General features: G+C 58.7%; 18 protein-coding genes. 7 read left to right on the top strand and 11 right to left on the bottom strand.

The window, feature by feature from the left end:
* Window positions 1-120: 120 nt before the first annotated feature.
* From FBR45_RS18275 to FBR45_RS18260, 4 genes are all read right to left on the bottom strand, one after another.
* Entirely contained in the window at window positions 121-3,963 is a 3,843-nt protein-coding gene (locus FBR45_RS18275; protein WP_138504932.1) for a DUF7149 domain-containing protein, read from the bottom strand.
* Between the two features lie 145 nt (window positions 3,964-4,108).
* A complete protein-coding gene (locus tag FBR45_RS18270) occupies window positions 4,109-4,588 on the bottom strand; it encodes a hypothetical protein (protein ID WP_138504930.1) in 480 nt (159 codons plus the stop codon).
* Window positions 4,589-4,691: 103 nt separating this feature from the next.
* The gene (locus tag FBR45_RS18265) at window positions 4,692-5,459 is read right to left on the bottom strand and encodes a LytR/AlgR family response regulator transcription factor (protein WP_138504928.1); all 768 of its coding nucleotides are present in this window, start codon (window positions 5,457-5,459) and stop codon (window positions 4,692-4,694) included.
* On the bottom strand, window positions 5,456-6,523 hold the full coding sequence (locus FBR45_RS18260) for a sensor histidine kinase (RefSeq protein WP_138504925.1): 1,068 nt from the start codon (window positions 6,521-6,523) through the stop codon (window positions 5,456-5,458). The genes FBR45_RS18265 and FBR45_RS18260 overlap by 4 nt, the downstream gene beginning before the upstream one ends.
* 248 nt (window positions 6,524-6,771) lie before the next feature.
* Here FBR45_RS18260 and FBR45_RS18255 point away from each other — a divergent pair, with 248 nt between their 5' ends.
* The 6 genes from FBR45_RS18255 to FBR45_RS18230 all read left to right on the top strand — a co-directional run bounded on the left by FBR45_RS18255 (window position 6,772) and on the right by FBR45_RS18230 (window position 17,096).
* The gene (locus FBR45_RS18255) at window positions 6,772-9,369 is read left to right on the top strand and encodes a TonB-dependent receptor domain-containing protein (protein ID WP_138504923.1); all 2,598 of its coding nucleotides are present in this window, start codon (window positions 6,772-6,774) and stop codon (window positions 9,367-9,369) included.
* Window positions 9,370-9,434: 65 nt separating this feature from the next.
* Window positions 9,435-10,034, top strand: a complete 600-nt coding sequence (locus tag FBR45_RS18250; RefSeq protein ID WP_138504921.1) for a YceI family protein — start codon at window positions 9,435-9,437, stop codon at window positions 10,032-10,034.
* 120 nt (window positions 10,035-10,154) lie between these two features.
* On the top strand, window positions 10,155-11,108 hold the full coding sequence (locus FBR45_RS18245) for a sugar phosphate isomerase/epimerase family protein (RefSeq protein WP_138504919.1): 954 nt from the start codon (window positions 10,155-10,157) through the stop codon (window positions 11,106-11,108).
* 12 nt (window positions 11,109-11,120) lie between these two features.
* Window positions 11,121-14,069, top strand: coding sequence for a PQQ-dependent sugar dehydrogenase (locus FBR45_RS18240; protein ID WP_138504917.1), 2,949 nt, complete (start codon window positions 11,121-11,123; stop codon window positions 14,067-14,069).
* Window positions 14,070-14,415: 346 nt separating this feature from the next.
* Window positions 14,416-16,143 (top strand): GMC oxidoreductase, encoded by a 1,728-nt coding sequence (locus FBR45_RS18235; protein ID WP_138504915.1) that lies wholly within the window; start codon window positions 14,416-14,418, stop codon window positions 16,141-16,143.
* Between the two features lie 41 nt (window positions 16,144-16,184).
* The gene (locus tag FBR45_RS18230) at window positions 16,185-17,096 is read left to right on the top strand and encodes a sugar phosphate isomerase/epimerase family protein (RefSeq protein WP_138504913.1); all 912 of its coding nucleotides are present in this window, start codon (window positions 16,185-16,187) and stop codon (window positions 17,094-17,096) included.
* Window positions 17,097-17,109: 13 nt separating this feature from the next.
* Here the strand turns inward: FBR45_RS18230 and FBR45_RS18225 are convergent, their stop codons facing one another.
* The 3 genes from FBR45_RS18225 to FBR45_RS18215 all read right to left on the bottom strand — a co-directional run bounded on the left by FBR45_RS18225 (window position 17,110) and on the right by FBR45_RS18215 (window position 20,297).
* Window positions 17,110-17,526: a hypothetical protein gene (locus tag FBR45_RS18225; protein WP_138504911.1), complete on the bottom strand. Its 417-nt coding sequence runs from the start codon at window positions 17,524-17,526 to the stop codon at window positions 17,110-17,112.
* Between the two features lie 106 nt (window positions 17,527-17,632).
* Window positions 17,633-18,703 (bottom strand): response regulator, encoded by a 1,071-nt coding sequence (locus FBR45_RS18220; protein WP_138504909.1) that lies wholly within the window; start codon window positions 18,701-18,703, stop codon window positions 17,633-17,635.
* On the bottom strand, window positions 18,681-20,297 hold the full coding sequence (locus tag FBR45_RS18215) for a sensor histidine kinase (protein ID WP_138504907.1): 1,617 nt from the start codon (window positions 20,295-20,297) through the stop codon (window positions 18,681-18,683). Before FBR45_RS18215 ends, FBR45_RS18220 begins: the two co-directional genes overlap by 23 nt.
* A 182-nt stretch (window positions 20,298-20,479) precedes the next feature.
* Here FBR45_RS18215 and FBR45_RS18210 point away from each other — a divergent pair, with 182 nt between their 5' ends.
* Complete coding sequence (locus FBR45_RS18210; RefSeq protein ID WP_138504905.1) at window positions 20,480-20,806, top strand: YbbN family protein; 327 nt, start codon at window positions 20,480-20,482, stop codon at window positions 20,804-20,806.
* A gap of 51 nt (window positions 20,807-20,857) precedes the next feature.
* On the opposite strand, the gene FBR45_RS18205 is transcribed toward FBR45_RS18210, so the two are convergent.
* The 4 genes from FBR45_RS18205 to FBR45_RS18190 all read right to left on the bottom strand — a co-directional run bounded on the left by FBR45_RS18205 (window position 20,858) and on the right by FBR45_RS18190 (window position 24,505).
* On the bottom strand, window positions 20,858-21,562 hold the full coding sequence (locus FBR45_RS18205) for a sulfite exporter TauE/SafE family protein (RefSeq protein WP_138504903.1): 705 nt from the start codon (window positions 21,560-21,562) through the stop codon (window positions 20,858-20,860).
* Complete coding sequence (locus FBR45_RS18200) at window positions 21,562-21,984, bottom strand: FixH family protein (protein WP_138504901.1); 423 nt, start codon at window positions 21,982-21,984, stop codon at window positions 21,562-21,564. Before FBR45_RS18200 ends, FBR45_RS18205 begins: the two co-directional genes overlap by 1 nt.
* 114 nt (window positions 21,985-22,098) lie before the next feature.
* Complete coding sequence (gene ccoG, locus FBR45_RS18195) at window positions 22,099-23,583, bottom strand: cytochrome c oxidase accessory protein CcoG (RefSeq protein ID WP_138504899.1); 1,485 nt, start codon at window positions 23,581-23,583, stop codon at window positions 22,099-22,101.
* A gap of 82 nt (window positions 23,584-23,665) precedes the next feature.
* Window positions 23,666-24,505: a cbb3-type cytochrome c oxidase N-terminal domain-containing protein gene (locus tag FBR45_RS18190; RefSeq protein ID WP_138504897.1), complete on the bottom strand. Its 840-nt coding sequence runs from the start codon at window positions 24,503-24,505 to the stop codon at window positions 23,666-23,668.
* Between the last annotated feature and the right edge of the window lies 1 nt (window position 24,506).

The raw sequence follows: 24,506 nt of genomic DNA, 5'->3' as shown, positions 1-24,506 counted from the left end.
AGGGGCAAGATTAGCGATTTCGGCCCGCAAACGCAACACGAAGCCGCTAAGCCAAGGCCTGCCAACACCATTACCTTCTTTATCACTAGAATTAATTGACAAATTCTGAATAATAGCCGCTTACGAGCTGGGCCGCTCGCTCAGCAGCTTCGTCCGCTCCTCGCGGGTCAGGCCGTACAACTCAGCCATCAACTCGTCCAGCGCCTGCTCCGGTACAGACGTATCGGCCTTCGGATCGTTACGCAGCATCGTCCGGATGGTGTCGACCAGGGTTTCGACCTGCGCCAGCTGGGTTTCTGAAGCCGGCGGTACCGGCAACTGCGCCAGCCATTCGGGGGTGACGGTGCCTTTTTGGCTACGGAGCATAAACTGTGCCACCCGGGCATTCAGTACAGCCAGCACGTAAGCGCTGGCAGGTACCACCAGCGTGGTCTTATGCCCCGAATACATACCCGCTTCGGCCCATGTGGCCACCAGCCCTTGTCCGTACGGGGCTACCACCAGGTGCGGCTGATCATGAACCGAATCATATTCGGGCAGGTCGGGCAGTTCGTACCAGGCATAGGCACCCGCCTGGCGTCCTTTCCAGCCCCCTTTCAACCCGTCTGGTTTAGGCATAAGGCGCTCTCTATAGGTTTCGAGATGCGCCAGAACAGCCGGGTATTGGCCAATATCGACACCCCGGCGGGTCGCGATCAGGTAGGTTGCGGAAGGCAATGGCTGATAAGGCCGCAGGTTTCGATCGGTCAGGTAGGGCCGGATCAGTTCGGCCGAGCGGGGGTCGTCAGCCAGCAGCCGGTTACGGGTAGTCGCATCGATTACGAAAGCACGGTCGAAGCCCGTACGCAGGCCGGCAAACAGCGACTCGTCCAGATACGCACCCAGCGGTTGACCCAGACTGCTGAGCCGGGTCAGCAGGGCCTGCCGGGTTGAATCCGTCAGCTGCCAGCCCGCACCGGAGAGCGTATCCAGCCGTACAGGGAAAGCATGGCGCGCTAGATATTCCCCCAGGTCAGTCATGCCCGTGTCCACGCGCGCGCCCCGGAAGGTTTCGGAGGCCGACGCCTGCCGAACCGTGAGCAGGATCGTGTCAGCCGTCAGGCCGGGCAGTTCCACCACCTCTTCAATCGCTTTGGTCCGAAGCCAGGCGCGCAGCGGCAGAGCCGCATCGGCCTCCATCCAGGAAGCAGGTAGAGCGTAGGCCAGCCAGCCGTTCGGACGCAGGAGCGACAGCCCTCGTTCGATGTATAGCTGATACAGGCTGGTCCGGCTGGTGTAGGTATTAGGGTAGGTTTTCCTGAATAGCGAGCGCCCTTCGCCCGATTCGTCTGGTCGACCGGTTGGGGGTTGCCCGATCACCAGGTCAAACCCCACAAAAGTGCCTGCCTCATCAAGTACCGCCGGCCATTCGAACCGCCAGTCGAACCCCTGCCGATAGAAGGTCTGTTTCTGCTGATACGCCCGTTTTTTACGGGTAAGCTGTTGGGTCAGCCCCTGTACAGCCTCGTCCGGAGTCACGAAATCGAACGTTTGGGTAGCCTGGGCCAGCCGGGTTTCGAGCTGCCGGATGTCAGTATATTCTTTCTGATCGACGAGGGCCAGCTGCTCGGTCAGCTCCCGAAACTGCCGGAGCCGGTTGCGAAGCTGGTCTTTCCGAACCGGGTCGGCCTCCTGCCCGAAGGCGTTTACATCGTGTCGGTATTGTTGCCAGGCCGCCGGAAACCGATCGCGGAGCAGCTGGTTTCGTACGCTCTCCACCCGGAAATCAGTCGCAAACCGGCTCACCAGCGCGTTGCCGTGCCAGATGACCATGTCCAGATTGGGAATGGGCTCGAGCCACTCGCCGGCGGGCTCGTTCAGCAGCGTAGCCGATAACGGCGAAGCGCCGTTGGTACGACTGACTGCGGTGGCTGGCAGCGCAGCTGGCATGATGACGTAGCTGTGCCGCAGCAGTTCGACAGACAGCCGCAGCCGGGATGCCAGCACCGACCGAATGCGGCTGTCGACGCCCAGCAGGCACTGCGTCAGCATCGTTTGTTTTTCCCAGAAGATAGCCTCCTGAACGCGCTGAATTTCGGACTGGCGCGGGCTTTGCGTCGCGCCGGTCGACCGCGCCCCGCCAATTCCCGTCGGGCCAGACTGGGGCACCTGATAGCGAAACAGTTCGCCACTGGCATCGGCAATGATCAGCTCGGTATCGGCAACGGTTATGTCATACTGGCTCAGTCGCCGGCCAGCCGGATCGATCAGGATACCCAGCTCCGCTTTGAGCGCCACCAGTTCGTTCAGGGCCGCTGCGAGCCAGCGCCCACTGCCCGCGGCCGGATCGACCAGCCGCACCCGGTTCACCAGTGCGTTGGCTTCGCTGAGATCGACCTCTTTCAGCCGATCGGCCAGCGAGGCCACCGCCGTACAATCCCATCCAAACTGCTCGTTGAAGCGGCTGATGACCAGCTTACGAATCGTTTGCCGCACCAGATAGTCTATGGCCGGGCTGGGGACCAGCGGTGGCTGGCCAGCTTCGGCGCTGAAGCGTTCGAACAGATCGTTCAGCGTAGCCGGACTGATCAGCGACTTGTTTTCCGGCAGCACCCCCGCCGGTCCGTCGGCCAGGAAATCGTGTGCATTCAGGAACGACAGCAGGTACTGAAGCAGAGGCAGTGGTTCGGTCAGCCGGTTACCCTGCTGATCGGTCAGGATAGTCTGTCCGAACAGAGGCAATTCTGGCTGGCTGGTCAGCGCACTGATGCGAAGCCCCTGCCGTTCGGCCTCTGTAGGCTCCATCCAGCCACTGTTCAGGTACGGCACCGGCCCGTAACGCGCGTCCAGACTGGCCGATCGGTTCAGGCCAGGCGTGGCCAGCACGTCGAAAAACAGCTCATCCAGCTCCTCGAACGTTCGGATATGGCGGGGCGTCAGAAACTGAACCGACCGGTCGCCCCGGTGGTAGCTGATGAGCTGTCCTTCGGCCAGTTTCACGAACAGGATCCGGGCCAGCCAGGTCAGGCAAAGCGTCAGCGCAACCGACTCGGCGGTCTGGTCCGGATCGATGGGGGCGGGTTGCGCCTGAGCCAGCCGGATCAGACTCTCCAGCAGAGACCCATCGTGCCGGTCGCCTTCGGGTCGGCGCCCAACGAGCGGCTGTCCCGGCACAGAGTTCGGGTCGTGGGTAGCGTCGTAAAGGCCGGTAATATGCAGCAGCTCGTGATAGAAGGCCGGGCTGATGGCGGGTGCTTCGTTCGTAACCGGCCATTGGTAGAGGTGCCGGGGTGAGAGAAGCTTATAGACCGGAATCAGCAGCGGGTTAGCCTCGGCGGGCGGCAGGTTGAGCGCATCGGCTACCTTGCGCAGATCGAGGCAGGTGACGGGTACCTCGTCGGGCATGTCGCGCAGCACTTTGGCCACTTCGCCGTAAAAAAAGGCCGGATCGCGCTTCGACTGCTGCCGAAGCTGATTGAGTCTCTGCAGCCGGGTATTCTGGTAAAAATAGCGCCGAAAGTCGTCCGCATCGAAGATGAACCAGTTGTAGACATCGGTAATGATCAACTGGCTGATCGGCGGGCCGGGCGGGCTGGTCTGCTGGTCGAAATAATAAAGAATCAGCTCGTGGAGGGCTCTGACGTTGTTTTTGAGGGTTGTCATCATCTCCCCCGCAAACACCTTTTTGGTACCGATGACCACACGGGCCGATTGGTCTGATGCGTCGTCTGGTTGCAGAACCAGTCCAAACGGATGGCGGCTGATGCGGGCAAACGGATGGGCCGGATCGCCCTCGGCAGAGAAGGCGTCGATCAGAAAACCGGCTACGATTGATTTTTGGTATTCTTCGGATTCGTGTTCGTCCAGCCGCGAAAACAGCCGGGCCAGTGCGCGCCTGAACGTGTCCAGACGGCCTTGGGGAACCGATTGTTTGGCATAGGCTTTATGAAGGGCCTGCGCGGGTTTTCGAAGACTGAGCCGCATACCGGCAAAGTTACGGGAAACGCCAGAAGCTACGCAGCCCCCGGCGAGAAAGAGCCCAGCCTGGCCGCGACAAACACCCGCTTATCCCCCGGGTCCGCCCGGCAGAGAGCCGACCCGGGGGATGAGCTAATTGTCCCGATAACGGCTAGTTACCGAAGAGCTGATCCCACATGCCTTTGGCTTTTTCCTTGGCCTCTTCGATCCGCAGGGTCGCTTCGGCTTTCAGCTCATCCAGTTTGACCTGCGCTGCTTCGAGCTGTACGGCTGCATCGGCTTTCAGTTCATCAATTTTATCTTCGGCCACATCGGATAGCTCGTCGGCTTTGGCAGCCGCGGCCGCAAAGGTAGTCTCGGCCTGCGCCTGCAGATTCGACAGGGTTTCGGACGCGGTGGCTTTAACGACGTCCAGCTGTTGGGTAGCCTGCGCTTTCAGGCTCTCGATATCGATGTCTTTGCCGACTTCCTGGGCTTTGGCGACCAGCTGATCGCGGAGTTCGTCGAGGTGGGCTGCGGCTGCGTGCAGGTGCTCACCAGCTTCGGTTTTGAAGGCATCCAGCTTTTCGGCAGCGGCCGCTTTGGCCGCCTGTAATTGCTCAGCAGCGGTGGGTTTCGGATTTGTTTCCATTGGTTTTTACTGGTTTGGCCATAAAGGTAAGCAGCAAAGAAAACCGAAGAAAGCAGAAACCCCAGCCCGATTTAGACCGGGTTATACGACCACCCGGGCCGGGCTACAGCCAGCGGCTGATAAACTGACTAAACCCATCTTTATACTGATCGCTCACGGGAATGGTGGTCGGGCCGATCTGCACCGAATTTCGGGTTACGGCATCGATGCGGTTGAGGGCTACGATAAACGACCGATGGATGCGCATAAACTGCCGATTCGGCAACTTTTCTTCGAGCGCTTTCAGGCTGGTCAGCGACAGCAGGGGTTTGTCGGGATCACTTTGCCGGTACACCTTCACGTAGTCTTTCAGCCCCTCCACGTACAGAATGTCGTTGTGCGCAATCCGAACCAGCTGATATTCTACCTTCAGAAAAAGATAATCTTCTGTTCCGGCAGGCAGGGCAGCCAGCTCGGGCGATGGCGCAGCGGGCAGCGGTTCGGGCCGGTGCAGCAGCTCCGCATAGTGGCGTGCTTTGCTGGCCGCCCGCAGAAACTCCTCGTAGTTGAACGGTTTCAGCAGATAATCCAGCGCGTCGACCCGAAACCCGTCGAGGGCAAACCGATCAAAAGCGGTTGTGAAAATAATGCGGGTCGTATGAGCTCCCCGGCCGGTCCGTTCCAGAACCCGGGCCAGCTCCAGCCCCGTCAGGTCGGGCATCTGAATATCCAGAAAAATTACATCTACCTGCTGGTACAACAGGCCCTCTAAAGCTTCAACGGCGCTGCTGTACCGGCCTGTCAGTTTGAGAAAGGGCGTTTTTTCGATGAAGGCGCAGACCAGCCCCAGGGCCAGCGGTTCATCGTCGACGGCAATGCAGGTCAGGGTCATGGCAGCGTCAGGGTCAGGTGCACATGGTATTCGCCGGCGGGCGTATGTTCATCGATCTGCAACAGATACTGCTCCGGATACAGCAGATCAAGCCGCCGACGGGTGTTAGCCAGCCCGATGCCACCGGCGGCTTCGAGCGAAAGCATATTGGTACTGAATACGGTGTTGTATACGTCCAGCGACAGATGATCGGGATGCTGGCCCAGAACAATATGGATACGACTGGCCTGGCTGGCACTGACGCCGTGTTTGAACGCATTTTCGACAAAGGGCAGCAGCAGCATGGGCGCAATAAGCCGGTCCTGCAGGGGGTCTGGAAAGTCGACAACAACATCTACCTTATCGGTGAGCCGGAGCTGCATCAGTTGAATGTAGTCGCTGATAAACGCCAGCTCTTTGCTGAGCAGGGTAGCATCGGACTGGGTTTCGTAAAGTACGTACCGCATCATGCGCGACAGCCGGTGCAGGGCTTCCCGGGCGGTATCGCCATCGATCAGCGTCAGGGCGTAGATATTATTGAGCGTATTGAAGAAGAAATGCGGGTTAATCTGGGCCTTCAGGAACGAGAGCTCGGAGGTAGTTTTGGCCTGTTCGAGCATGAGCCGCAGGTTGGTATCGGTCTGCCACTTCTGCAACATAGCCAGGCTGGTACTGGACCCCAGCATGAGCAGGGCCGTAAACAGGTTGGGCTGAACCCAGCCGTACAGCTTGGGCGTGCCGCTTCCATCTGGATGAAAAGCCCGGTGAACCAGTACGGGCAGATTGAACCCGAATTCAACACCGGTCAGTATCGCAAAAATAACCACCATAACCCCCGCCAGAGCTATCAGGTACCGACTCGTCTGGCCGGCCAGCAGCAGCCGCGGCACCAGTACCAGCGCGTTCAGGTAAAACATAGCCGCCATCAGTCCGAAAAAGATAGCCTGCCGGACCCAGAACAGGTTGGGCAGAACCACATCAGAGCTAAACGGTTTGTAAAAAAACAGCAGATAGCCCAGCAGCACCCAGCCCAGCAGGTGGCTCAGCATCGATACGTATCGGCGGGGAAAAGGAACAACGGCCATACCAGCGTAGAAACACAACAAGTTTACATCAAATTCGGCCCCGGTCTACCAGCAATCGCCCACAAACCCGAATCTACCGACCGGTAGCCCGTTTCTGCCGACGAAATGCCCTGCCCGAAACCGGCGTCTCTATCCGCTGGCTTCGTCGGCAGAAATGGGCAGTTTGCCGACGTTCTCCGGCTCACGGTCGATTGGCTTTTTACGGGAACAGAACAGGCTGTTGTTTTGGCTGATCAATCCGCTATTTCATGAGTATGCACCGTTTCCGTTTGCTTGTACAACTAGGCATGTTATACGGCCTGGCCGGGTCACTCACGGCTTTTGCTCAGTTTGGCCCGCCGGGGGGTGGCCCACCGGGTATGGGCGGCCAGAACGACCAGCGCAAAAAAGAGTTTACCGGCGTTGCTGACGACACGCCCAAAGGCAACGGCAAACTAAGCGGGCTACTCATCGACTCACTCTCGGGCAAACCGATCGAGTTCGCTACCGTTGCGCTTATCAACACCAGAACCAACAAGCCTATCGACGGTACCACGTCAGACGCCAGCGGCAATTTTACGATGACCAGACTGGCCCCGGGCGACTACCGACTCCAGTACTCGTTTATCGGCTACAAAAATCAGGATTCGCGGCCGTTCACCATGGCTAAAGGCAGTGATCTGAAGCTGGGGTCGGTCAGGCTGTCACCCGATGTGCGGACGCTGGGCGAGGTGGTAGTTACGGGTCAGGCAGCCCTCATTGAAGAAAAGGTAGACCGGCTCGTGTTCAACGCAGACAAGGACCTTACGGTTAAGGGCGGAGACGCATCAGACGTACTGAAGCGGGTACCGATGCTCTCGGTCGACCTTGACGGGAACGTCAGCCTACGGGGTAGCCAGAACATCCGGGTGCTCATCAACAACAAACCCTCTACTATTGTGGCTGCCAACGTAGCCGACGCGCTGAAACAGTTACCGGCCGATATGATCAAGTCGGTAGAGGTCATTACCAGCCCATCGGCCAAGTACGATGCCGAAGGTGCTGCGGGGATCATCAACATCATCACCAAGAAAAGCACGCTACACGGCCTGACCCTGAACGTCGACGCGGGCGTGGGGTTGCGGGCGTCCAACCTGGGCCTGAACGGTTCGTACCGGCAGGGTAAGCTGGGCATTACGCTCGGCGGTTTTGGCCGGGCTATGTACAACCGGGCCTCATCGACGCTGGAACAGACCACCCGGGTTGGCAACCAGCTCCAGCGCACCAGCCAGGAGGGAACCGCCTTCGACAATCCGCTTTTCGGTCAGTATACGCTGGGCTTCGATTATGATCTGGCCAGGAACCAGTCCCTGTCGGCCAACATTCGGTTTGGCACCCGTAACTTCATCCAGCAGCAGAACCAGCTCACCAGCGCATCGATTGGCGACTCGCTGCTGCGAGCCACCAACCGCGACGTTGACCGGAAGGATCTGTCGAACTCGGTCGATATGAATCTCGACTACATCCGCACGTTCAAACCCCAGCAGGAGTGGACCATCTCGACCCAGTACAGCCGTACGGGCCTGGTCAATAATTTCAGCGCCGATATTCTCGACAACGCTGGCAGTCTGGCCGCCCGGCAGCAGAATATTAATAACAATACCAACCAGGAGTTCACGATCCAGACCGATTATCAGACTCCTCTCCGAAAAAATCAGTTGCTGGAGTTTGGCGGCAAAGCCATCATGCGCCAGGTAGACAGCGACTTTCGATATCTGATCGGCAGCGATGCGGGTGCACTTAGTATCGACCCAACCAATCCACCCGGTTCGCTGGCCTACAGCCAGACTATCGGCGCGGGCTATCTCTCCTACACGTACATAACCCGCAGCAAATACACGATCAAAGCCGGCACGCGCTACGAATTTACCGGCATAACGGCTACGGCCAACGGCGATACACCACTGGCTATTCCGGACTACGGCAATCTGGTACCAAGCCTGAACATATCGAAAAGTCTGAAGGGTGGCACTACCGTAAAAGCTGCCTATAACCGCCGAATCCAGCGCCCCGGCCTGCAGCAGCTCAACCCCAACCCCAACGCGGCCAATCCTCAGACAATCTCGGTTGGGAACCCGACCCTGAGGCCGGAGCTGACCGACAATGTAGAGCTGAGCCTGAGCTCTACCATCAAAAAAACCTACCTGAACGCTTCCCTTTTCGGCCGACTGACCAACAACGCCATTACGCAGATCCGGATTCCGTCCGATACGCTGGCCGGGGGTATCATTACCACCTTTCAGAACATCGGTGTGCAGCGTACGTTCGGTGCCAATGTGTTCTTCAACACCAACATCACACCCAAATGGAGCCTGAACGGTGGGCTGGACGGCTACTACGTGTACATGCAGGGCGCTACGCCCGGCGCCGATGGGCGGTCGGTCACGATCAGCAACTCGGGCGTCAGCATTGGTGGTCGGCTAATGAGCCAGTTGCAGATGAACAAAGGCTGGAGCGCACAGCTGTTCAGCTTCTGGCGTGGGCCCATGCCGCAGTTGCAGGGAACGATGGGCAGCTTTTACATGTACTCGCTTGGCCTTCGGAAAGATCTGGTCAACAAGCGGGGCAGCATCGGTCTGGCCGCCGAGAACTTCCTGGGTAATGGCATTAGCATACGAACCAACCTGAATTCGCCCCTGCTGACCCAGTCCAGCACGATGAATCTCTACAACTCGAACCTGAAAGTAACCTTCACCTATCGCATCGGTAAAATGACTTTTGAGGAACCCCGGCGTAAAGTCCGCTCCGTCAACAACGATGATGTGAAGAGCGAGGGTAGTGGCGACAGCCAGCCACAAGCCGCCCCGGCGGGCGGACGCCCCCGATAGGGTCAGCAGTAATCCGTTCTTTGCCCAGTTCAATAAATCGTTCACCAATCCATTTTCCAACATCCATGAAATCGTCTGTATTCACCGTAGCAGCCCTGCTCACCCTCTCAACCGCTTACGCCCAAACCTGGTCGCTCGACAAAGCACACTCACGGGCTGGCTTCACAATCACTCACAATCTGCTGGCAGAGGTCGACGGAAACTTTAAAACATTTGACGCAAAAATCACTGCGGCAAAAGCAGACCTGTCGGATGCGGTTTTTGAATTCACGGCCGATGTCAACAGTATCAACACCGACAACGACCGACGCGATGGGCACCTGAAGGGACCCGATTTTTTCGATGCAGCCAAATACCCGGCCATAACGTTCAGGAGTAAGTCGTTCCGGAAAGTAGAGGGCAAAAAGTACACGATGGTCGGCGATCTGACCATGCATGGCGTTACCAAACCGGTTACGCTCGATATAACTATGACAGGTCCTGTTGCCATGAAAGGGATGGGCGGTAAAGAACAGGACAAAGCAGGCTTTAAGGTAGGGGGCACCCTGAAGCGTTCTGACTTCGGCGTAGGTACCATACCCGTAGTGGTCGTTAGCGACGAAGTGGAGATTAAACTAAACGGTGAGTTTGCCCGGCAGGATAATACGGTTGCCGACAAAAAATAACCTCTGCCCGGCTGGTCTGGGCAGTAGGCGTCAGTGCACAGTTCCCGGCCGCTCCGTCCTGGTAACAGGGGGCGGCCGTTCAATTCGTTTTCTTAGCTCCTTTTCCCGGTTTCTGATTTTATGACAACAAGACGAGATTTTCTACGCACGGCTGGTACCCTAACCCTGGGCGGTGCCGTGTTACCTGGTTTTGCCAGCGTACGGGATGTACTGGATAATGCCCCCGCCTACCCCATCGGCATCCAATTGTTTACTCTATTTGGTCCCATGAACGAAGATCCGAAAGGGACCCTGGCAAAAGTGGCGACAGCGGGCTATAAAGAAATCGAATCGGCGTTTAACCTGCGCGGTGGCTATTACGGCTACTCGGCCAGAGACTTCAGAGCGCTGGTATCGGACCTGGGCATGACCTGGCGCGCCCACCACGCGGGTGGCGCACCGTTCCGGCCGCGGCCGCAGCAGGCTCCACCGGCGGGTGCTCCTGCCGGTACAACGCAGCGCCCGGCCATGGATTTCTCGAAGATGCCGCCTATGCTGAACCTCCGCGACAACTACCAGCAGCTGATCGACGAAGCCGGAGAAGGCGGACTGGCCTATCTGGTCTGCTCCAGTACGCCGGTTGGCACTGTTGACGAGATCAATAAATCGATCGAGGTATTCCAGAAAACGGGCGAAGCCGCCAAAAAAGCCGGCATTGGCTTTGCGTATCATAACCACGCCACCGAATTCGATCCGGTCGACGGCGGCAAAACGCCCTACGAGCTGATTCTGTCGCAGACAGATAAAGACCTGGTCAAGATGGAGCTGGACCTGGCCTGGGCCACCAAAGCTGGCAAAGACCCGGTAGCCTTGTTCAGCGAGCAGCCCGGCCGTTTTCCGCTCTGGCACATCAAAGACATTAAGAGCGACCTGAAAACAATTACCGAAGTCGGTAACGGCGTGGTCGATTTCAAAAAAGCGTTTACCGCAGCCCGGAAAGCTGGCCTGAAATACATTTTCGTGGAACAGGATATGGCACCCGGCGGGATTGACAGCATCACCACCAGCTACACCAATCTGAAAAAGATTCTATAACCCGACCCTGCTATGAACCAACCCGCTACCTCAACACCCTGGTCAGGTCGTCTGTCGCGCCTGGCCATGCTGCCGCTGCAGGCCTGCCTGCTGATGGCCCTGGCCTCTTTCGTCATCCAGGACGACCCCGCCAAACCCGACGAAACCCGCTTTACGCCGGTCGTGCTGGCCGAAGACCTCGATGAACCCATGGTCTTCGAAGTGGCCAATGATGGGACTACCTTCATCATCGAGCGCAAAGGAGCCCTGAAGAAGTACGACCCCGTCACCAAATCGGTAGACCTCATCGCTACGATTCCGGTCAACACCAAATACACCTCCGCCCAGGGTCGCGTGTCGGAGGCCGAAGAAGGGCTGATGGGCCTGGCGCTGGACCCCAAGTTCGATCAGAACCACTGGATGTACCTGTACTACGCCCATCCGACGGAGAAAAAACACATCCTGACCCGCTGGGAATACCGGAACGACAAGCTGGTGGAGAACTCGCAGAAGGTGATGCTGGAAGTGCCGACCCAGCGCGAGGTCTGCTGCCATACGGGCGGAGGCATGACCTGGGACAAAGCCGGTAATCTGTACCTGACCGTTGGCAACAATACCGGCAACCAGCAGGCGGCCCAAACCGATGAGCGCCCCGACCGCAGCAGCTGGGACGACCAGGGCCACGCGGGCAACACCAACGACCTGCGCGGTAAAATTCTTCGGATCCACCCCGAAGCCGACGGCACCTACACCATTCCCGACGGAAACCTGTTCCCGAAAAGTACTGCCGCTGCCGACCGCGCCAAAACCCGGCCCGAAATCTACTCCATGGGCCACCGTAACCCCTGGCGAATCTCGGTCGACAGCCAGACGGGCTACATCTACTGGGGCGAGGTTGGTCCCGATGCTACCAAAGATTCGGAGATCGGTCCGCGCGGTTACGATGAGCTGAACCAGGCCCGCAAGCCAGGTAACTTCGGCTGGCCGTGGTTCGTTGGAAACAACCAGGCCTTCCCGGTCTATGATTACGCCAACAAGAAGCCCCTGGAGAAGAAAGACCCCGCCCACCCCATCAACAACTCGCCCAACAACACCGGCCTCACGGAGCTGCCCCCAACGGCACCTTCGTTCGTTTACTACCCATACGCGGTTTCCGAAGAGTTTCCGCTGGTTGGAACCGGCTCGCGGTCGGCTACCGGTGGGCCCGTATACCGGCAGGCCGATTTCAAAAACGCCAAACGGCCCTGGCCTGCCTATTACGAAGGCAAATGGATCGTGACCGATTTTTCGCGCGGCTGGATCATGGCCATCACCATGGATGCCGACGGTAACTACCAGTCGATGGAACGGTTTTTACCCAGCTACCACCCAGTTGAGCCCATCGATATGAAGTTCGGCCCCGACGGCGATCTCTATGTACTCGAATACGGCAGCAACTGGTTCCGCAAGAGCGACAATGCCCGGCTGGTCCGGATCGAGTACAACAGTGGTAATCGCAAACCCATTGTACAGGCATCGGCCAGCAAGCCCGGTGGTAAGGTGCCACTGCAGCTCACCCTCTCGGCCGACGGCAGCCGCGACAGCGACGGAGATCCGCTTACCTACCAGTGGAAAATCACGTCGCCCGGCCAGCCGGCCCGCACCCTGGCAACCGCCAACCCGGCCGTCACCTTCGACAAAGCGGGGGTATACACGGCGACGCTGACCGTTACCGACGCCAAAGGAGCCGCCAACAGCCAGTCGGTGCGGATCATTGCCGGTAACGAAGCCCCAACCGTAGCCGTCAACCTGACCAGCAACCAGACGTTCTTCTTCCCCGACCAGCCCATCCAGTACGCCGTTCAGGTAACGGATCAGGAAGATGGCAGCCTGGCCCGGTCGACGGCGGCTCCGGGCCAGATCAGCCCGGCACGCGTGGCCATGAGTATCGACTATACCTCCGAGGGCTTCGACTATGCCGAGGTTGCCCAGCGCCAGCGCAGCGTCGATGCGTCGACCCAGTATGCCGTAGCGCAGGCGCTGATCAACCAGAGCGACTGTAAGGTTTGCCATCAGCTCGAAACCAAATCGGTAGGGCCTGCCTTCACGGCGATTGCGGCCAAATACAAAAACGACGCAGCGGCACCCGACCGCCTGATCACCAAAATCCGGCAGGGGGGCGTTGGCAACTGGGGCGACGTAGCCATGCCGGGGCACCCGGCCATGTCGGTTGCCGATGCCCGTATTCTGGTCAACTACATCCTGCACAGCACCGAGAAAACGTTCAGCAGCCTGCCTCTGCAGGGCAGCTATACGGTTAAACTCCCCGAGGGCGATCCAGGTAAAGGGTCGGTGCTGATTCGGGCGGCCTATACTGACCGGGGTAGTCAGGTGAAGGGCGGCAAACCGGTTCCGGCCCAGACGGCCGAGCAGATGCTGGTGCTGCGCAGTCCCGAAATGGATGCGTCAACAGCAGCTGTCATCAAAGGGGCCGACGTCAAAGCCAAGGGTATGGGCAAAGGCGAAAATGTTATCCCCTATCAGAATAGCTACATCGGCTTCCAGAAACTGGACCTGACCGGTATCCGGCAGCTGGAGCTGGCAGCTTCGGCCCAGCGACGCGAGGGTAGCGCAGGCGGCACTATTGAAGTGCATCTAAACTCGCCGACGGGTCCGCTCATTGGTACTACCACGCTGGAGCTGGCGCCTGAAGTCGACATTGAAAAACTCATGGCTCAGATGGAGTCTGGTCAGAAACCACCAGCCGCTGGCGGAGCCAACGCCCCAGCCTCGGGTGCCGCTCCCAAAGCCGGAAGCCCAGCGGCTGGCGGCAAGGGCGGGGGTAATTTCAACCCTTTTGCGCGGCCGCCGGTTTTCCTGACGCTTCAGCCGACGGAGGGCGTTCACGATGTGTATTTTGTCTTTAAAAACGAGCAGGCTAAAGCCATTCAGCCGCTGATGTCTGTATCGTCCATCAAATTTCTGAACAAAGTGCAGCAGTAGCCCCCGATCAGCGTAACTGATGAACTACTCACCCGGTACCGTGTCCACGCGGTACCGGGTGTTTTTTTGCTGATGCATTGGTTGGTGCGCTCTCGCCCGTTGGCGTGTCTCCAAGCCAACCTGACCGGATGGAGTTGTTGGTGTCGCGTGGGTCGGCGTGGAGACACGCCAACAGGTGCGTATCGTATTCTCAAAGCAACCTTATCTGTTAAAATGGCAGTAGTATAGATGAGCTAAAATATGCTTTTTCAGCTGCTGGGGCCTGTAGGGTCGGGCAGCTGTTTACGTTAGTATAGCCATCGGGCGGAGTTCGGGTACGCTCGGTCTGATGACGTATAAGGATACCATGGCACACCTGATTACGAGTAACCTGCGCGGCAATGCCGATCTGCCCAATCACTTCGACGCCATTGTGGTTGGGTCGGGGATGAGTGGTGGCTGGGCTGCGAAAGAACTGACGGGCAAAGGCCTGCGCACCTTGCTGCTGGAGCGGGGACGGGATGTAAAACACGTTACCGATTACCCCACCGCTACGCTAAACCCCTGGGATTTTGACCACCGGGGCCAGGTTCCGCTGGAGACCAGGCAGGCGTATTCGGTAGCCAGCCGAAACTACGCTTTTTACGAAGGGAGTAAGCATTTCTACGCCAGCGACGCCGAGAACCCCTACCTGCAGGATAAACCCTTCGACTGGATTCAGGGCAATCAGGTGGGTGGACGTTCGCTGCTGTGGGGTCGCCAGACACAGCGCTGGAGCGACTTCGATTTTACCGGCCCCGCCCGCGACGGGTTCGCCATCGACTGGCCAATCCGCTACGCTGATCTGGCGCCCTGGTATAGTTATGTCGAACGGTTTATCGGCGTTTCGGGTAACCGCGACGGACTGGCTACCTTACCCGATGGCGAGTTTTTACCGGCACATCAGATGAACTGCGTGGAAAAATACTTCCAGAAGCAGATGAGCCAGCACTATCCTACCCGACCGGTTATTATGGGTCGGGCGGCCCACCTGACCCAACCCAGCGCGATTCATACCCAACAGGGCCGGGCCCAGTGCCAGCACCGCACGCTCTGCGAACGGGGGTGCCCCTACGGCGGCTACTACAGCAGCAATTCGTCAACGCTCCCCTGGGCCATGAAAACCGGTAAACTCACTCTGCAAACCGACGCCGTGGTCCACTCGATTCTATACGACGCAGCCAAACAGCGGGCCACGGGCGTGCGGGTTGTTGACCGGCAAACGGGCAGCATGACCGAGTATTTTGCCGACGTGCTGTTCCTGAACGCGTCGGCGCTCAGCACCAACCGGATTCTGCTCAACTCGACCTCCGACCGCTTTCCCAACGGGCTCGGTAACGACAACGGACTGCTGGGCAAGTTCATGGCTTTTCATAGCTACCGCGGCCGTATGTCGGCCCAGTATGACGGGTTTGCCGACTCGACTACCTGGGGACGGCGCCCCAACAGCAGCTACCTGCCCCGCTTCCGCAACGTACATCGGCAGGAGACGGACTTCCTGCGCGGCTACGCCACGGCCTTCTCGGCCGGCCGACCCTCGCAGCCCGACCGAAACGGCTTTGGTGCCGAACTCAAGGACCGGCTCACCCAGTACACGCCCGGCCCCTGGTCGGTCATGGCCAGCATGATGGGCGAAACGATCCCGAAAGAACACAGCACCGTCCGGCTCGACCCGATGCAGAACGATGCGTGGGGGATTCCACTGCTGCGGGTATCGGTCGCTTACGATGAGAATGACGCGAAAATGCTGCGCGATTTTTTCGAGCAGTTTAGCGAGATGTTCGAACGGGCGGGCTTCACGGCCAGAAAGCCCATCGATACGGGTCGGCTGCCCGGCAGTGAGAACCACGAGATGGGGGGCGTTCGGATGGGGCGTGACCCTAAAACGTCGTTGCTGAACAGCTGGAACCAGCTGCATCACTGCAAGAACGTGTTCGTGACCGACGGCGCCTGTATGACCTCCACCTCAACGCAGAACCCGTCGCTGACGTATATGGCGCTGACCGCCCGGGCGGCCAACTATGCGGTTCGGCAGCTGAAAGCCCGCCAGCTGTAGACTATTTCACCGCTGTTTTCACCCGCTACTCTCCTACTCCGATGCACACGATAACCCGCCGGTCGGCGTTGAAAACGACCCTGTCCAGTCTGGCTACCGCCCTGATGACACCGGCTTTCGGGACTGACGCAGCTGCGCCCCGGTTTTCATTTTCAACGCTGGGCTGCCCGAAATGGTCGCTGGCTACCATCCTGAAAACAGCCGTCGACGGGGGCTATCAGGGCGTCGAGTTTCGGGGGCTCATGGGCGAGCTGGACCTGACCAAAAGTCCGGACTTCAGCACGGCCGAACGCGCTGCCGACGTCAAAAACCGCTTTGCCAGCCAGGGCGTTCGAATCTGTAACCTGGGCGCATCGACCCAGCTCCACCATGCCGACCCCGCCAAACGAGCCAAACACCTCGACGAAGCCCGGCGGTTTATCGATCTGGCCCGGCAACTCGACTGCCCCTTCGTTCGCGTTTTTCCCGATCAGCTACCACCCGACCAGGACCGCGCCAAAACGCTCGACCTCATCAGCCAGGGCCTCCTCGAACTGGGCGGGTATGCCAAGGATCGCTCCGTCACGGTCCTGCTCGAATCGCACGGCGAACTGACCAAAAGCGATTGGCTGCTTAAGATCATGACCGCGGCCGAGCATCCGAACGTGGGACTGATCTGGGATGTGTTCAATATGTGGGTCGATGCGCACGAAACGCCCACGGCCGTGTACCAGCAACTAAACCGGTTTATCCGGCATGTGCACATCAAAGATGCCAGGATTGAGGGGGCGGCCCATCACTACGTAGCGGTTGGGCAGGGGGTGGCTCCCTTGCGCGAGGCCATCGGCGCACTTCGGGCCGGGGGCTATCAGGGGTTCTATAGTTTCGAATGGGAAAAGCTGTGGCACCCCGACATTGCCGATCCGGAACAGGTGATTCCGCAGTACCCGAAAGCCATGAAAGCGTATTTCTAGCGCCAGCCCTCAGTTACCGGAGTACGCCAGCCGACTCGGCAAGCGGGCATAGCTGCGCCCCCGACCGACGCAGAAGTTCGGCCGATACTAGGGGCGTCTGATGCCAGGGATCTTCGACAACTACGTAATCGTAGGTGCGCAGCAGCAGATGAATGGTAGCCGCCAGCCGGGGCGAGGCCATGAGGGTTTCGGTTTGCAGGGTACCGGGCCAGCCGTCGGTACCGTCGAGCAGTTTCAGCCAGCTGCCCAGCTGATCCTGAGCCCGTTGCTTAGCTTCTTTGATCGCTTGTTTGTTCAGCTCCCACGATTCCAGATCATACGGATGTACTACCGTCAGGGCAATGGATTCCGGATCGTTTTCGACCGCCCAGTTGCAGAGGGCCAGGGCCGAATCGACCGAGCAGTTGGTAACGAAGAGCGCTTTTTTCATAAACCGGAACGACGTACAGATGGTCAGACAAACCTACGTTTCCGGGCCGTTAGCATTGATGAGTCCTGTCAGTTGGTCGGCTGACTCTGGTCAGCTGCAGCGCTGATCACCAGTTGGCCCGGCGCAGCTTGTCGGGTTGCAGCACCCGTATGCCCGTCGTGGCCGATCCACCGGTTACCGTTGTCTGCTCAATCAGGCCATCCTGCCTGAACTCGCTCAGCGTGCGGATCAGCGACTCGGTAGCCGTACCCACCACCGACGCCAGATCGTCGCGCGAGAGCTGAATCAGTTCGCCGGGATGCTGGTCGTGGAGTCGCAGCAGCGCATCGGCCACCCGCCGACGCAGCGAGCTGTAGGCCATACCGAGCAACTGGGTTTCGCGCTCGCTCACCCGCCCCGCCAGCAGGCGGATGAACTGCTGGCCCACCTCCACGTTGGCCGTCAGCAGCTGGGTAAAATCTTCTTTCGGGATATAGATCAGCTCCGAGTCGTCGAGCGTTACGGCCGAGTCGGTGTATTCGGTGGTTTCGAGCAGCGGCAGGTACCCGAAAAAGTCGCCCGGACCGTAGAGCCCGGTGATCAGCTCCTTTCCGTCGGCGTTCGTTCGTACGGTTTTGACCTTACCCGACTGCACGAAATACAGCCGCGTCGGTTCATCGCCTTCGGTATAGATATACTGTTTCTTACGAACCGTGTGCACCTTGCGGTCGGCCGGGAGGCTTTTCAGGTCGGCTACCTGCCGGGCCTCGTTGATAAACTCGTTCAAATCGTCGGCGGTGGCGGGCTGACCCGGCGGTGGCCCCACGTGGCGGAATCGGTTCAGCCGCCCTTCTATAGCGCTGAGCAGCTCAGACTCATCGAAGGGTTTGGTAAGGTAGTCATCCGCGCCCAGCTCCATGCCTTTCCGGAAATCGGTTCGTTCGGTTTTCGCCGTCAGAAAAATAAACGGCACACTGGCCAGCTGCGGGTTTTTGTTGAAAATATGCAGCACCCCGTATCCATCCAGCACGGGCATCATAATATCGCAGATGACCAGATCGGGCCGGGTCTCGAGGGCTTTTTCGACGCCCACTTTTCCGTTCTCGGCGGTCAGTACCCGATAGCCGGTCAGCTCCAGTATTTCGGCGGTGTTTTCGCGGATGGCGTCGTTATCTTCAATTAGCAGGATGGTTTTCATACGGCAGCGTTAAGGTAATGGTGGTTCCCTGACCCAGTTCACTGCTGAGGGCAACGGTACCGCCCATCAGCTCAATATATTTGGCTACGATATGCAGCCCCAGCCCGGTACCGGGCACATTGGTCACGTTTTTGGCCCGGAAGAAGCGCTCGAACAAATGCTCCTGATCATCGGCAGAAATGCCAACGCCCTGATCCTCGACCGTGAGAGTAATCTGTTTATCGACCTGCCCCCCCGTAACGGTTACGACCGAGTCGGGCCCGGAATATTTGATGGCGTTAGACAGCAGGTTAACCATCACCTTGCGCAGCAACGAGGGGTCGAGCCAGGCCCGCCCCAGGTTACCCAGCGACAGCTGCACCGTTTGGCCGGGTTTGAGCATGCCCTGCATATCGGCCACTACGTCGGCCACCAGCTCCGGCAAATCGACCACAGCGGGGTTGGCCTCGATTTTCCCCTCTTCGAGCCGCCCCACCGACAGAAACTCTTCCAGAATATCGTTCAGGTGGTTGACCGACGCCCGAATCCGCGACAGGTGCTTCTGCCGCTTGTCCTGCTGGTCGCCACCGGGATATTTTTCGATCAGCGTAGCCGACGTCAGTACCGTGGTCAGGGGCGTTCTGAACTCGTGCGATGCCATCGAGACAAAGCGCGATTTGAGCTCGCCCAGCTCCCGTTCGGCGGCCAGCGCCACGGCCAGCTCGTTTTTCGACTGCTCGAGCTGTTCGAGGGTGTTGAGCAGCGCGTGCGTCCGATCGGCCACTTTCTGCTCCAGCTCGGCATTGAGCCGCTCGATCCGGTCCCGGCCCGCCACTAGCTCGCGCTCGGCTTCTTTCTTGAACGTGATGTCGATAATATAAGCCACTACGTGCAGCTCGTCGTCGAGCCGGAAGTAGCTCAGGCTGACCTCAACCGGAAACACCGACCCGTCTTTCCGGCGGGCGTGGAGGTCGCGGTTGTGCCCCATGGCGCGCACCTGCGGATTAGCGACGAACGACTGCCGAAGCCGCTCATGATAGTTTTCGACATCCATCGGTACCAGTATATCGATCGACTGCCCGGTTAGCTCGTCGCCCTCGTAGCCGAACAGCTGCCCGGCCATCTGATTGAGTGATACGATTCGGCCCTGCTGGTTGGAGACGATAATTCCGATGGTGGCATTGGTAAACACCGCTTCGTAGCGCAGCACACTTTGTTTGAGTTCGCGCTCGGCCCGGTGCAGCCGTTCCTGATCCAGCATCCGTACCATTACAAACAGGTGCCCTTCGTTGTTGAACGATGTGACTTTTAGCCGACCCAGAAACAGCTCTCCGTTGGCCCGTCGCAGTTCGGTCACCTCATCATAGTGGCCTTCCCGGGCGATGAGATTAAGAAGGCGGGTCCGTTCAGACTCGCTAAGCTGGTTGGCCCGCAGCGAGCGCGACCAGACGGGATCGTTCAGAAACGCTTCTTTTGTCTCGAATCCGAGCAGTTGGATACCCGCCGTATTCACCTGAACGAAGCGCCCAAGATCGACATCGTATAGGCCAATGAAATCCTCACTTTGCTCGAAAAGCAACTCTGTAAGGGCCGGATTACCGCTGGATGTTAGCATGAGACAACGGGCTGGTTTGTAGCATAACGGCTGGTATTGTCTTTTTTACTTTATAGACAGCCGCTGCTCCAGCAAAAATCAACTTCTATTCTGATAGTCGTCATACCTACCTGCTGGTAACAATACCATTTTTACATAAATTTTTTCGGCTGCGCGCTGGCCCGACCAATGTCCGTACCTGTATGGAAGCGAACCGCACTTCTCCCCTTCTTATTCCGGCCAGCACAGCGGTGTTGCTGTGTTTCTTACCGACGGCCAGTTCGCCGGAGGTGTATCAGGAACGGATGTTGCTCACGGCCCGGCTTCAGCAACTGCTGCCCAGCACCGTACGGATTTTAAAAGTAGACGAGTCGCTGCATCCGGAGGTCGTTAAAAGTTTCAACCTGCAGCAGCTCCCGGCTTTTGTTCTCGTTCGGCGTGGCATTGAGTACTGGCGGAAAGAGGGCGTCTGCTCAACCGATGTGATGGCCGCCCTGCCCGGTCTGCTCCAAAACGTAAACTCGTTCTGAGAATGAACCGGTGCTGCTTTCGCTAGGCTGACCGGGCATCTGGTCGGCACCTTATTTCGCCGACGTCGTTTTACCGTGGCAAAGTGGAATAGGCGGCTGATCGGGGCTGGCGGGCGGGGCTACGTAGACCCCGCGCACAACCAGCAAAACGCCCAGTGCGAGCGTGGCCAGCGGTATGATCCGAACAAAGCGCTGACGCAGCCCAACCGGAAACAATGCCGGAATGGACCGAACAGCCAGCAGAGCCGGTACCGTACCGGCCCCGAACAGGATCATGTAAAGCGCCCCCTGCCCTACGTTGCCGGTGACGACAGCGCCCGCCAAGGCTACGTATACGAATCCGCACGGCAGTAACCCGTTCAGCAAACCCAGGGCGGCAAACGCCCGCAGCGACGGCTCGTGCAGAAAGCGCGCCATGGAGCCAACCAGCCATCGGGATGGCAGTCGACCCGACAGACTGCCGAATTTACCCCGGGCCACCATTGTCCAGACCACCAGAAACAGCCCGGCCCCGATGGACACAGGCCGCTGTAGATTCAGCAGCAACAGGCCCTGCCCGACACTCCCAACTACAAGCCCAATGCCAGCATAGGCACTAACCCGCGCCAGATGATAGAGACCGATACCCAGCCCCCGGCGAGCTACGGGCAACCGACCAACGGGTAGCGCCATAGCCAGTGGTCCACACATACCGACGCAGTGGAGGCTTCCTACCAGGCCCGTTGTGAGAGCTGCCAGTATCCAGGTAATAGCCATCAGGGTTTGGTAAAGGACTGTTCGTGATAGAAGGTCTGTCCGTTGGCCGACCAGCTGAACTGAGCCCGCCAGCGCCCGCTGCCCAGGTCTGCCGTAGACACGGTCTGCTGGCCGGGGCTGAGCGTAAGGGTCCGGTCCTGCGTCCGGTCGGCCGGGCGGTAAAACGTCAGCTGGCCCTGCGTCCAGCCCGATGGCAGCCGGAGGGCGAGCTGTTGCCGGACATGGTCAATCTGCAACACAGGGCCCTGCTTGAGATGAGCCGTGCGCGCTACGCGGTCGATATGTTGCTGATAGGCGATTTCGTCCTGATAATAATCGTCGCGCACCAGATCGATGCGCTGGCGACTCATCCGAAATACCATCGTGCCGATAAAGCCGGCAAACAGAATAAAAACAAGTACAATCGCTTTTCCCCAGTTCATATTGGTAGGTATTTTTTGAGTCAATGTTTCGTTGAGTGATTAAGCGAGTTGGCGATTGAGTGTATGTCTGCGCCGTGCCCGTCTATTCACTCATTCACTCAATCACCCATTCACTCAATGCTCCGGTCCCAGGAAGTTGGTTTCGACCTGGTCGATGAGGGTGTTGCCCGACAGGATGTCGATTGTCAGGGGCGTGTTGCTTTGCCGAATGGCGGTTTCGGGCAGGGTGATAAAAAACATGGTTTTGGTTAGCTCGCCGGGCCGTACCGCTGCCAGGGGCTGTACGAACCGCAGCCGGGCGGCCGGATGGCTCAACCGAAACCGTACGGGCATCGGCTGGTAGGTTTTATTGATCACCTCTACCGAATACAGGTTGGCAACTCGTCCGTTTGCCTCGCGCTGAAACAGTTGACCCGGCGCCCGCAATACCGTTGTATCGAGGGCCGGACGGGTACCCAGCAGACCGCCGAGTACCGCCAGCAAGGCCAGCAGCACGCCCGAATAGGCTTTGATACGCGTCGTAGACCGAAACGGCTCGCGGGTTTCGATGCCCGTCAGCGAATCCATCCGAATCAGGCCCTGCGGCCGGTCGATCCGGTGCATCACCTCGTCGCAGGCATCCATACAGGCGGTGCAGTTGATACATTCCATCTGCGTGCCATTCCGGATATCGATCCCTGTTGGGCATACCTGTACGCACAGCTTGCAGTCGACACAATCGCCTTTGGGGGTCTGGGGCAGGGGGCGCGGAGCAGAAGCGTGGGCGGCTACCACAGGCGGCTCCAGACGCCCTCCCCCAGACCCCGTATCCTGTGTTATCTGCTCCCGTTGCTTCTTGCCGCGCGGTTCGCCCCGAACATAGTCGTAGGCCACCACGAGGGAGTGTTTATCGAGCAGCACACTTTGAAGGCGGCCGTATGGGCAAATGGTTGTACAGACGATTTCGCGCAGGTAGGCAAAAACGGCATAAAAGACGCCCGTAAAAGCCAGCATGGCGGTCAGGCCGGCCCAGTGTTGCGAAGGCCTGTCGGTAATCAGGGTCAGCCACTGGTCACGGCCGATGATGTAGGCCAGAAACGTATTGCCGATGACGAACGAAATCAGGAAAAACAGGGCATGCTTGGCGGTCTTCTTCAGCATTTTTTCGGCAGTCCAGGGACCGGCGTCGAGCCGCTGGCGGGCTTTGAAATCGCCTTCGATCCAGCTTTCTATCCGGCGGAATACCATCTCCATAAAAATGGTCTGCGGGCAGGCCCAGCCGCAGAACACGCGGCCATATACGACCGTAAAGAGCGTTACGAAGACAATAAACGTGATCAGCCCGATGGCTACCAGGTAGAAATCCTGCGGCCAGAACGTCACCCCGAAAAAGATAAACCGCCGTTCGAGTATGTTGAACAGAAACAACGGATGCCCATCGACCCAGACAAACGGCCCCGCCAGCAGAGCCAGCAGCAGCACAATCGCTACCGCCGTACGCCAGCGCGTATACCACCCCGACGTAGCGCGGGGGTAGAGCCATTTCCGCCCGCCCTGTTCGTACTGATTGGGTAGATGGGACCGGAAATAATCGTCGACGGGCGTTTGTTGAGTTACCATGGAAGGAGCGGCTGAAGTATGGATTACTGACCGGCGCTGATGCCTATTCTGTCACGCGCGGGCCTCGCTGGAGCTGGCTGCATTAGTACCGGGTTGCCAGTTTATCGGCGGGGGCGGCAGCGGGAGCTTCTTTGTCGCCCTGTGGTTCTTTAGCGCCCGCCGGTTTGGTACCCTGCAGGGATAAGATGAAGCTGGCTACCTGCTGCACCTGTAACGGGTTAAGCTGCTTCTTCCAGGACATCATTCCTTTCTCGGGCACGCCTTCGTTGATGGTATGGAAAATAGCCTTTACAGAACCGCCGTGCAGCCAGTATTCGTCGGTGAGGTTAGGTCCCACGCCCCCCTGCCCCTGCTGCCCGTGGCAGGCTACGCAGCTTTGCATGAATACCGCCTTGCCCGCGTCGAGCGATTTGGCATCACCGACTACGGCCACCGTATTTTCGTTGATCGAGCCTGCTACTTTTTTGATGTACGCGTCGCGTTGCCGGTCGGCCAGGGCTACTTCCTGCGTATACTCGGCCGTTTGCAGATCGCCGGTACCGATAACGTGGAAGATGAGCAGGTATACGACCCCGAAGGCGATCGTCCCGTAGAACAGGCCCATGAACCAGGGCGGAGTGGGATTGTCGAGTTCGTGAATATCGTCATAGGCATGGTCCATCATCAGGTCTTTCTCCTGACTGAGTGCGTGCAGGCCGGTGAAGCGCTGCCAGAGCGTACGCGTATCGCGGGGCTGGGTGGCGGCCGGTGGCGTTACCATCTTCCGCAGGGTCAGCAGCAGATACAGGGCCACCACGCCGACGATAACCATACCGGTCAGCAGCAAAATAACCACGACAAGGAGTACGAGCTCTTCGCCGGTCTGGAGGCTCCAGATGGATTTTCCCGGATCGGCAGCCAGTAAAATAGAATGCAGGTTCATG

It is taken from the genome of Spirosoma lacussanchae (genome assembly GCF_005870035.1).
In the GTDB taxonomy this organism is placed as follows: Bacteria; Bacteroidota; Bacteroidia; order Cytophagales; family Spirosomataceae; genus Spirosoma; species Spirosoma lacussanchae.
The sequence above is the reverse complement of the archived record's forward strand: the minus strand, read 5'-3'. Positions and strand labels throughout refer to the sequence as shown.

What these genes read in the sequence shown, in the direction of transcription:
- FBR45_RS18265 (WP_138504928.1), bottom strand. Translation starts at nt 5,459, where the DNA reads ATGACCCTGACCTGCATTGCCGTCGACGATGAACCGCTGGCCCTGGGG.
- FBR45_RS18200 (WP_138504901.1), bottom strand. Translation starts at nt 21,984, where the DNA reads ATGAACTGGGGAAAAGCGATTGTACTTGTTTTTATTCTGTTTGCCGGC.
- FBR45_RS18215 (WP_138504907.1), bottom strand. Translation starts at nt 20,297, where the DNA reads ATGCTAACATCCAGCGGTAATCCGGCCCTTACAGAGTTGCTTTTCGAG.
- FBR45_RS18245 (WP_138504919.1), top strand. Translation starts at nt 10,155, where the DNA reads ATGACAACAAGACGAGATTTTCTACGCACGGCTGGTACCCTAACCCTG.
- FBR45_RS18210 (WP_138504905.1), top strand. Translation starts at nt 20,480, where the DNA reads ATGGAAGCGAACCGCACTTCTCCCCTTCTTATTCCGGCCAGCACAGCG.
- FBR45_RS18205 (WP_138504903.1), bottom strand. Translation starts at nt 21,562, where the DNA reads ATGGCTATTACCTGGATACTGGCAGCTCTCACAACGGGCCTGGTAGGA.
- FBR45_RS18230 (WP_138504913.1), top strand. Translation starts at nt 16,185, where the DNA reads ATGCACACGATAACCCGCCGGTCGGCGTTGAAAACGACCCTGTCCAGT.
- FBR45_RS18225 (WP_138504911.1), bottom strand. Translation starts at nt 17,526, where the DNA reads ATGAAAAAAGCGCTCTTCGTTACCAACTGCTCGGTCGATTCGGCCCTG.
- FBR45_RS18255 (WP_138504923.1), top strand. Translation starts at nt 6,772, where the DNA reads ATGAGTATGCACCGTTTCCGTTTGCTTGTACAACTAGGCATGTTATAC.
- FBR45_RS18270 (WP_138504930.1), bottom strand. Translation starts at nt 4,588, where the DNA reads ATGGAAACAAATCCGAAACCCACCGCTGCTGAGCAATTACAGGCGGCC.
- ccoG (WP_138504899.1), bottom strand. Translation starts at nt 23,583, where the DNA reads ATGGTAACTCAACAAACGCCCGTCGACGATTATTTCCGGTCCCATCTA.
- FBR45_RS18250 (WP_138504921.1), top strand. Translation starts at nt 9,435, where the DNA reads ATGAAATCGTCTGTATTCACCGTAGCAGCCCTGCTCACCCTCTCAACC.
- FBR45_RS18220 (WP_138504909.1), bottom strand. Translation starts at nt 18,703, where the DNA reads ATGAAAACCATCCTGCTAATTGAAGATAACGACGCCATCCGCGAAAAC.
- FBR45_RS18190 (WP_138504897.1), bottom strand. Translation starts at nt 24,505, where the DNA reads ATGAACCTGCATTCTATTTTACTGGCTGCCGATCCGGGAAAATCCATC.
- FBR45_RS18260 (WP_138504925.1), bottom strand. Translation starts at nt 6,523, where the DNA reads ATGGCCGTTGTTCCTTTTCCCCGCCGATACGTATCGATGCTGAGCCAC.
- FBR45_RS18235 (WP_138504915.1), top strand. Translation starts at nt 14,416, where the DNA reads ATGGCACACCTGATTACGAGTAACCTGCGCGGCAATGCCGATCTGCCC.
- FBR45_RS18240 (WP_138504917.1), top strand. Translation starts at nt 11,121, where the DNA reads ATGAACCAACCCGCTACCTCAACACCCTGGTCAGGTCGTCTGTCGCGC.
- FBR45_RS18275 (WP_138504932.1), bottom strand. Translation starts at nt 3,963, where the DNA reads ATGCGGCTCAGTCTTCGAAAACCCGCGCAGGCCCTTCATAAAGCCTAT.